Source organism: Silanimonas sp. (assembly GCF_027530345.1).
Taxonomy (GTDB): Bacteria; Pseudomonadota; Gammaproteobacteria; order Xanthomonadales; family Xanthomonadaceae; genus Silanimonas.
On sequence record NZ_JAPZQK010000004.1, the window covers coordinates 190,567 to 198,188 of the forward strand.

A 7,622-nucleotide genomic window follows, 5' to 3' on the forward strand; every position below is an offset into this window, starting at 1 on the left:
CTCGGATTGTAGCGGGCGGCGTGCGCCCGCCACGTCACTTCAGGCAGCGACCGAAGAAGGCCTCGGTCATCCGGTAGCGGTGCAGGGCGTCGGCCCCGCGCAGGCCATGCTTCGCGCCGGGGTAGGTCATCAGTTCGAAGGGCTGGGCGCGCTGCTGGAGGGCGCTCATCAGTACGGTCGCGTTCGAGAACAGCACGTTGTCGTCGGCCATGCCGTGGATCAGCAGCAGCGGCTCCGTGAGACCCTCGATGTGCGCCAACACGCGGGCCTTGTCGTAACCCTCGGGATTGGCCTGCGGCAAGTCCATGTAGCGCTCGGTGTAGTGCGTGTCGTACAGCGCCCAGTCCGTCACCGGCGCGCCGGAGACCCCGCAGGCATAGGCGCCGCGGCTACGGGCCAAGAGCATCAGGGTCATGTAGCCGCCGTTGCTCCAGCCGTGCACGCCGATGCGGCGCGCATCCACCCACGGTTGCGCGCGCAGCCACGCGATGCCGTTGAGCTGGTCTTCCACTTCCACCGTGCCCTGCTGGCGGTAGAGCGCCGAGAGGAAGGCCTGCCCGCGGCGCGGCGTGCCGCGGTTGTCCAGCGAGAACACCACGTAGCCGGCTTGAGCGAGGTAGCGGCTGAAGAAGTGGTCGCCACGGCCCGGCCAGCTGTTGGTCACGGTCTGCGCCGCCGGTCCGCCGTAGACGTAGACCACGACCGGGTACTTCCGGCCCGGGTCGAAGCCCGGCGGCTTGATCACGCTGTAGCTCAGGTCGGTGCGGCCGTCCGCGGCTTTCAGCGTGCCGAACTCCACCGGCGTATGGATGGCGCGGTAAGGGTAGTAGGGATGGCCCTCGGCAAGCGAGTTCTCGACAAGGGTGGCGAGCAGCGCGCCGTCGCGGTCGAACAGCTGGGTCTGCGGCGGCGTGGTGGCGTTCGACCACAGCGAAACGAAGCGCTCGGCCTTCGCATCGAAGCTCGCGGCATGCATGCCGGCGTCGCGGGTGATCCGTTCCGGTTCGCTGCGGCCATCGAGGGGCACGCGATACACGTGCCGCTCCAACGCGCCGTCCTTGGTGCCGCTGACGTAGACGACGCCGCGCGGCTCGTCCACCGCGAGCAGGTCTTCCACCATCCACTTGCCGCGCGTCAACGCGCGGGCGTCGCGGCCATCGGCGTCCATCCGGTACAGGTGCTGGAAGCCGCTGCGCTCGCTGCCCCACAGCAGGCTGCCGTCGGCGAAGACGTGCAGCAGCTCGTGCAGGTTCACCCAGGTGTCGCTGCGTTCGGTCACCAGCGTCTCCTGCTCACCGCTGGCGAGATCGGCGGCCACCAGGGCCAGCTGTTGCTGGTTGCGGCTCTGGCGCTGGAACAGCAGGCGCTGCGGCGAGGCCCAATCCACGCGCGTGAGGTAGATGTCCTTCTCGTCGCCGAGGTCGAGCCAGCGAGCGGCCGCGCCGGCCGTCGGCGCGATGACGCCGAGCTGGATCAGCACATTCGGCTCGCCGGCCGCGGGGTAGCGCTGCCGCACGACCTCGGTACGGTCCGGGTAGATCTCGAAGCGCTCGCGGATCGGTACCGGCGTCTCGTCGATGCGCGCGAAGGCGATGGCGCTGTCGTCCGGCGCCCACCAGTAGCCGGTGTGGCGGTTCATCTCCTCGTCGGCGACGAACTCGGCCACGCCATTGCCGATCACCTCGCTGCCATCGGTGGTGAGCTGCGCTTCAGCGCCCGATGCGACTTCGACCACCCACAGGTTGCGACCGCGGATGAAGCTGACGAAGCCGCCCTTCGGCGACACCTTCGGGTCGGTGGCGAAGCCTTCGCCCGTGGTCAGCTTGCGGGCGCCCGCTGCGGGCGCGCCGAGGTCGAACAGGTAGAGCTCGCCGCCCAGCGGGAACAGCAGGCGGCGGGAGTCGGGGAACCACGCGTACTCGACGATGCCCGACAGCGCGGCGGTGCGCTGGCGCTCGCGGCGTGCCTTCTCCTCGTTGCTGAGTTCGCCCTCGCCCTCTGGCAGCAGCGTCTTCGAATCGACCAGCAGCGCGGATTGTTTCGTGGCGACGTCGAAGGCCCAGAGGTCGAGCTGGTTGCGATTCTCGGCCTTGCCCTTGAGGAAGGTGATGCGCGCGCCGTCCGGGGAGAACCTCGGCTGGACGAGCGTGGGGCCGGACAGCGGCGTGTCGCCGGTGATGGCTTCGAGCGTGAGTCGCTGCGGCGTGGCGGCAGGCGTGGCAGCGGTCGGGGCGGGCGTCGAGCTCATGGCGGGCGAGGCGAAGGCGCCGCAGGCGGCGAGGGTGAGGGTGGCAAGGAGGCGCATGCGCGGCGTTCCGTCGTGGTCGTGCGTGGCGGGAGGAATCAGGGTTTCGGCGTGATGCCGAACAGGATGCGCTTCTGCTCGTCGCTGAGTTCGGCAGGCCGGGCGAAGCGGGGGTCCTTCGCTACCGCATACGCGCGCGCCGTGGCCGGGCGCGCGGCGATGGCCTCGCGCCAGCGGCGCAGGTTCGCATGCGGCTCGAGGTCGAGCGGCGCCTTCACGTAGGGTGAGATCCACGGGTAGCAGGCCATGTCGGCGATGGTGTAGCCGTCGCCGGCGAGGAAGGCGCGACCCTCGAGACGGCGATCCAGCACCCCAAGCAGGCGCTGGGCCTCGCGGGCGTAGCGCTCCTGTGCGTAGGGGATCGTCTCCGGCGCGTAGACGTGGAAGTGCCCGTATTGGCCGGTCATCGGCCCCAGGCCCGCCATCTGCCAGAACAGCCACTCCAGCGTGGCCGTGCGGCCGCGCAGGTCGGCCGGCAGGAAGCGCCCGGTCTTCTCGGCGAGGTAGAGCAGGATGGCACCGGACTCGAACACGCTGAGCGGTGTGCCGCCATCGGCGGGCGCGTGGTCGACGATCGCCGGCATGCGGTTGTTCGGGGCGATGGCCAGGAACTCCGGCCGGAACTGTTCGCCGGCGCCGATGTTCACCGGGTGCACGGTGTAGGGCAGGCCGCTTTCCTCGAGGAACAGCGTGACCTTGTGCGCGTTCGGCGTGGGCCAGTAGTGCAGGTCGATCATGGGGGCGACGTCGCGGTGCGAGGGGTCGAGCTTAGCGTCTCGTCGACCTGCAGGACGTCAGGCCTGTGTCAGGCTCCGCCGGCACGCTCGCCGCAAGGAGGAACGACATGCGCCTGCTACTGGTCGAAGACCATCCGCCGCTTGCCGAGGCCATTGGCGACGCCTTGGCCCGGGCTGGGTTCACCGTCGACCACGCCGGCTCCGCCCGCGAGGCACGCGCCATGGCGAGCACGGCCGACTACGGACTGGTGCTGCTGGACCTCGGACTGCCGGACGGCGACGGCCTGCGCCTGTTGCCGGCCTTGCGCGACGGCGGTCGCGTCCCGGTGATCGTGCTGACCGCCCGCGACGCGCTCGAGGATCGCTTGGCCGGCCTCGATGGCGGAGCCGACGACTACATCCTCAAGCCGGTCGAGATGCGGGAGCTGGCAGCGCGCTGCCGCGCCGTCTTGCGGCGCCCCGGCGAGCGGGCCGCGACCACGCTGCAGGTGGGCCCGATCGCGTTCGACACGGTGAATCGAAGCGTGGTGGCCGATGGCCGCGCCGTGGTGCTGGGCCGTCGCGAGACGGCCATCCTGGAGCAATTGATGCGAGCGGCGGGCAGGGTGGTGGCGCGCGGCGCCCTCGAGGAGGCGATCTACGGCTTCGATGATGAGGTGGGGCCGAACGCCCTCGAGGCTGGCATGTCGCGCTTGCGCCGTGCTTTGGCCGCCGCAGGATGTCCGCCGCCGATCGTGACCGTCCGCGGTCTCGGTTGGATGCTGGTGAAGGAGGTCGCGCCATGAGCGCATCGCCGCGTTCCCTCGCTTCGCGACTCACGACCCGCCTGTTCGCGATCGCCGGCGCAGCGCTGGTCGTGAACATGCTGGCCGTGGGTCTCTACTACGGATTCGACCGCCGAGCGATGGAGGGCGAAGTCGTCGAGCATCGATTGGGCCTTGTGTCCGAGGCTTTCGACCCCGCCGAGGGACGCGTCGAGGCCTCGGCGCGGGCCCTGTACGAGGCGCATCCCGAGGCCTACGCCTTCGTCGTGGCCGACGCGGAAGGGCGGGTGATCGACGCGGCCAACCCCGGGCTCGTCCCACGCCGCGCCTTCGAGGAGGCCGCCTTCGCCGACGACTGGTTGGCGCATCGAAGTTCAGGCACACGGAAGCTGCTGATCGGATCGAAGAAGATGCGCTTGTCGGGCGGCGACTTCCGGTTGGTCTTCGTGATGCGCGACGACCCGGCGCGGCTGATGCTGAGCGCGCTGCTCGCGGAGTTCGTTAGCCACATCTGGCTGCCCATCGTGCCGGTGGTCGTGCTGCTCATCGCTGCGAATGCCGTGCTGATCCGCCGCGGCCTCGCGCCCGTGGCCACGGCGGCGCGATGGGCCCGGTCGATCCAGCCTGGCCACCCGCCCGCGCCCCTGCCGGCCGGTGACCTGCCCTCCGAGATCGTCGACCTCGTCGACGCCACCCGCCGTTCGCTCGACCGCCTCAACGACGCGCTCTCTGCCGAGAAGCGCCGCGCCGCCGAGGCCGCCCATGCCCTGCGCACCCCGGTGGCGGTGCTGGCGGCCCGCCTCGACGCGCTGCCGCCAGGGCCCGCCGCGGACCAGCTGCGCGCCGACGTCGTCGCGCTCGCGCGCACCGTCCGGCAAGTGCTCGCTTCGGCGAATGCGGATGCTCTGCAGGTGGACGAATCCCTGCGTGCCGACCTTGGAGCGGTGGCGTCGCGCGTGGCGTCGGCCTTGGCGGCGTTCGCTGCTTCGCGCGATGTCGAACTGGACCTCGAGCTGCCGCCCGAGCCGATCGTCGTCGCGGCTGATCCCGATGCCCTCGAGCTTGCGCTCTCCAATCTCGTCGAGAACGCGATCGTGCACGGGGGGGCGGGCGTGGTCGACCTCACGGTCGGGCCCGGCCCCGAGGTGCGCGTGCGCGATCGCGGGCCGGGGATTCCGCCCGGTGCGGGGCGTTCGCTGTTCCAGCCCTTCTGGCGCGGGGCGGATGCCGCGCCCGGTGGCGCGGGCCTCGGCCTCGCCATCGTCGAACGCGTGCAGCGCGCGCAGGGCGGCGAGGTGCTCGCCGATTCGCCCGCCGACGGCGGTGCGGCGTTCGTGCTTCGGTTCAGGGAGCGCTGAAGCCCGTCAGGCTGTCGTCAGGCCGGCCTTGCAACATGACTTCCGTGGACCGCGCCAGAGGCTTCTGGCGTAACACGCACCCTCAACTACGGAGTTTCGTCATGAAGTCTTTTGCTGCCGTTCTTCTACTCGCCCTCGCGCCCACACTCGCCCTCGCCGCCGAGCGCATCACCCCGATCGCCGATGCGCAGCGCGGCAGCATGGTTACCGTCAAGGGCACCGTCGAGCGCATCACCGACGAGGACGAGTTCCGCCTTGCCGACGCCAGCGGCAGCATCCGCGTGTACGTTGGCCCTAACTGGGTGCCGGCCGACGTCGGCGAGACCGTCACGGTGCACGGCTTCGTCGACGACGACCTCGGCCCGCGCGAGCTCTACGCCCGCACCCTGACCCGTGCCGACGGCAGTGTCGCCACCTTCGAGCGCCGTTACGACTGGTGAGTGCCGTGGCACGTCGCGGCGTCGTGTGCGCCTGCCTCGCGGTGTGGCGGGCCGCTCTTCGCGGACTCGGGGCTATCCTGCCCCGAGCCGCGCGCTCGCCATCCATGGCTCGCTTGTCGCTGGCCCGCCGCCCCGCGGGCGCGGCGCGCGCCCTCAGACCTCGCGTGGAGGGAAGCGCGGCAGCGCCGCCGCGACGTCACGGAAGGCGGACAGTGCGGCTTCGAGGTGTTCGATGATCTCCTGCTGCAGCACGTCCGGTGGCGGCAGGTCATCCAGCCGCTCGAGGCTGTCGTCTTTCAACCAGAACACGTCGAGGCTGGCTTTGTCTCTTGCCACCAGCTGCTCGTAGGGGAAGTAGCGGAAGCGCTCGGTTTCCTCGCGCTGGTGGCGGTTGGCTGGGTGGTAGCAGCGCACGAAGTCGCGCAGGTCCTCCAGCTTCAGCGGCCGGGTCTTCAGCGTGAAGTGCTGGTTCGTGCGTAGGTCGTAGAACCAGATGCCCTTCGTGTGCACACGGCCGTCTTTCGGCGCGTTGTCGAAGAACACCACGTTCGCCTTGACGCCCTGCGCGTAAAAGATGCCGGTGGGCAGGCGAAGGATGGTGTGCACATCGCAGGTCTCGAGCAGCTTGCGACGGATCTTCTCGCCGGCCCCGCCCTCGAACAGCACGTTGTCGGGAAGCACCACGGCGGCGCGACCATTCACTTTGAGCAGGCTGACGATGTGCTGCAGGAAGTTGAGCTGCTTGTTCGAGGTGGTCTCCCAGAAGTCCTGGCGCTCGTAGGTCAGCGCGTCACGGTCTTCTTCGCCCTCCTCGTTGGTGATGGTCATGCTGCTCTTCTTGCCGAAGGGCGGGTTCGCCAACACCAGGACGACCGGCGTCTTGGGCTCGGCGATCAGGGCGTCTGAACGCTCGACCGCGGGCTCGCCCTGCAGGTCGCCGATGCCATGCAGCACGAGGTTCATCAGGCACAGGCGGCGCGTGCCGGGCACGATCTCGTTGCCGTGGAAAGTGCCGGACTTGAGCGCCTTCTTTTCCTTGGCGTTCAGCGCGCGGCCCTCGTGCCCCAACCAATCGGCATTCGCCTTCAGCCAGCTGGCGCCGCCCACCAGCCACTCGTTCGCGGCGAGGAAGAAGCCGCCGGTGCCGCAGGACGGGTCCGCGATGCTCTCTCCGGGCTGCGGGCGCATGCAGGCAACCATGGCCTGGATCAACGGGCGGGGGGTGAAGTATTGGCCGGCACCGCTCTTGGTGTCCTCGGCGTTCTTCTGCAGCAGGCCTTCGTAGAGATCGCCCTTGGTGTCGGCGTCCATGCCCACCCAGTCCTGCTCGTCGATCATCTGCACGAGGCGGCTGAGCTTGGCCGGGTCCTGGATCTTGTTCTGCGCCTTGAAGAAGATCGCGCCCAGCATGCCGCCCTTGCGACCCAGCTCATGCAGCACGGCGAGGTAGTGCGCCTCCAGCGGCTCGCCGGACAGGCGGCGAAGGCTGGCCCAGTCGTACTTCTTTGGAATGCCGAGGTCACGCTCGTAGGGCGGCTGGGCGTACTCGTGGGCCATTTTCAGGAACAGCAGGTAGGTCAGCTGCTCCAGGTAGTCGCCGTAGCCCACCCCGTCGTCCCGCAGGGTGTGGCAGAAGTTCCAGACGCGCTGGATGAGGGTGGAAGTGTTCATCTGTCCTTTGCGGCTTCCGTCAAGTACCCGTCAAGTGCCAGTCAAGTGACGAGGATCAGGCTAAGTAGTTGAAGTTATTGAACAATATTCGGGGTGGCGGCGCTTCTCGGCGCTCCGAAGGCACTCCCGTCAAGCAAAACGGTTTGGTTCGGATCTTCGAAGCTCCGGTGGTTTGAACCTGAGCTCCGGTGGTTTCCGAGCCTGCTCCTGAACCGCCCCGGCTTTCTCGGAGGCTCCGAACCTTGAGAGGATTGGAGCATGAACAGATTGGCGAGGTACGCACCCGAGGTGCGTGAGCGTTCGGTTCGGATGGTGCTGGAGCACCAGTCCGAGTATTCGTCGCAGTG

The 7,622-nt window shown here is 69.1% G+C and carries 6 protein-coding genes; 3 read left to right on the plus strand and 3 right to left on the minus strand.

Annotation, left to right across the window (positions count from 1 at the left end; translation table 11 throughout):
• Positions 1-34 precede the first annotated feature (34 nt).
• A complete protein-coding gene (locus O9255_RS02890) occupies positions 35-2,248 on the minus strand; it encodes a S9 family peptidase (RefSeq protein WP_297865336.1) in 2,214 nt (737 codons plus the stop codon).
• A 95-nt stretch (positions 2,249-2,343) separates the two neighbouring features.
• Positions 2,344-3,042 (minus strand): glutathione S-transferase N-terminal domain-containing protein, encoded by a 699-nt coding sequence (locus O9255_RS02895; RefSeq protein ID WP_297865324.1) that lies wholly within the window; start codon positions 3,040-3,042, stop codon positions 2,344-2,346.
• 107 nt (positions 3,043-3,149) lie between these two features.
• On the opposite strand from O9255_RS02895, the gene O9255_RS02900 reads away from it, so the two are divergent.
• From O9255_RS02900 to O9255_RS02910, 3 genes are all read left to right on the plus strand, one after another.
• A complete protein-coding gene (locus O9255_RS02900) occupies positions 3,150-3,827 on the plus strand; it encodes a response regulator transcription factor (RefSeq protein WP_297865325.1) in 678 nt (225 codons plus the stop codon).
• Entirely contained in the window at positions 3,824-5,164 is a 1,341-nt protein-coding gene (locus O9255_RS02905; RefSeq protein ID WP_297865326.1) for a HAMP domain-containing sensor histidine kinase, read from the plus strand. Before O9255_RS02900 ends, O9255_RS02905 begins: the two co-directional genes overlap by 4 nt.
• A 101-nt stretch (positions 5,165-5,265) precedes the next feature.
• Positions 5,266-5,604, plus strand: coding sequence for a hypothetical protein (locus O9255_RS02910; protein ID WP_297865327.1), 339 nt, complete (start codon positions 5,266-5,268; stop codon positions 5,602-5,604).
• A 153-nt stretch (positions 5,605-5,757) separates the two neighbouring features.
• Here the strand turns inward: O9255_RS02910 and O9255_RS02915 are convergent, their stop codons facing one another.
• Positions 5,758-7,275 (minus strand): class I SAM-dependent DNA methyltransferase, encoded by a 1,518-nt coding sequence (locus tag O9255_RS02915; RefSeq protein WP_297865328.1) that lies wholly within the window; start codon positions 7,273-7,275, stop codon positions 5,758-5,760.
• Positions 7,276-7,622: the final 347 nt, after the last annotated feature.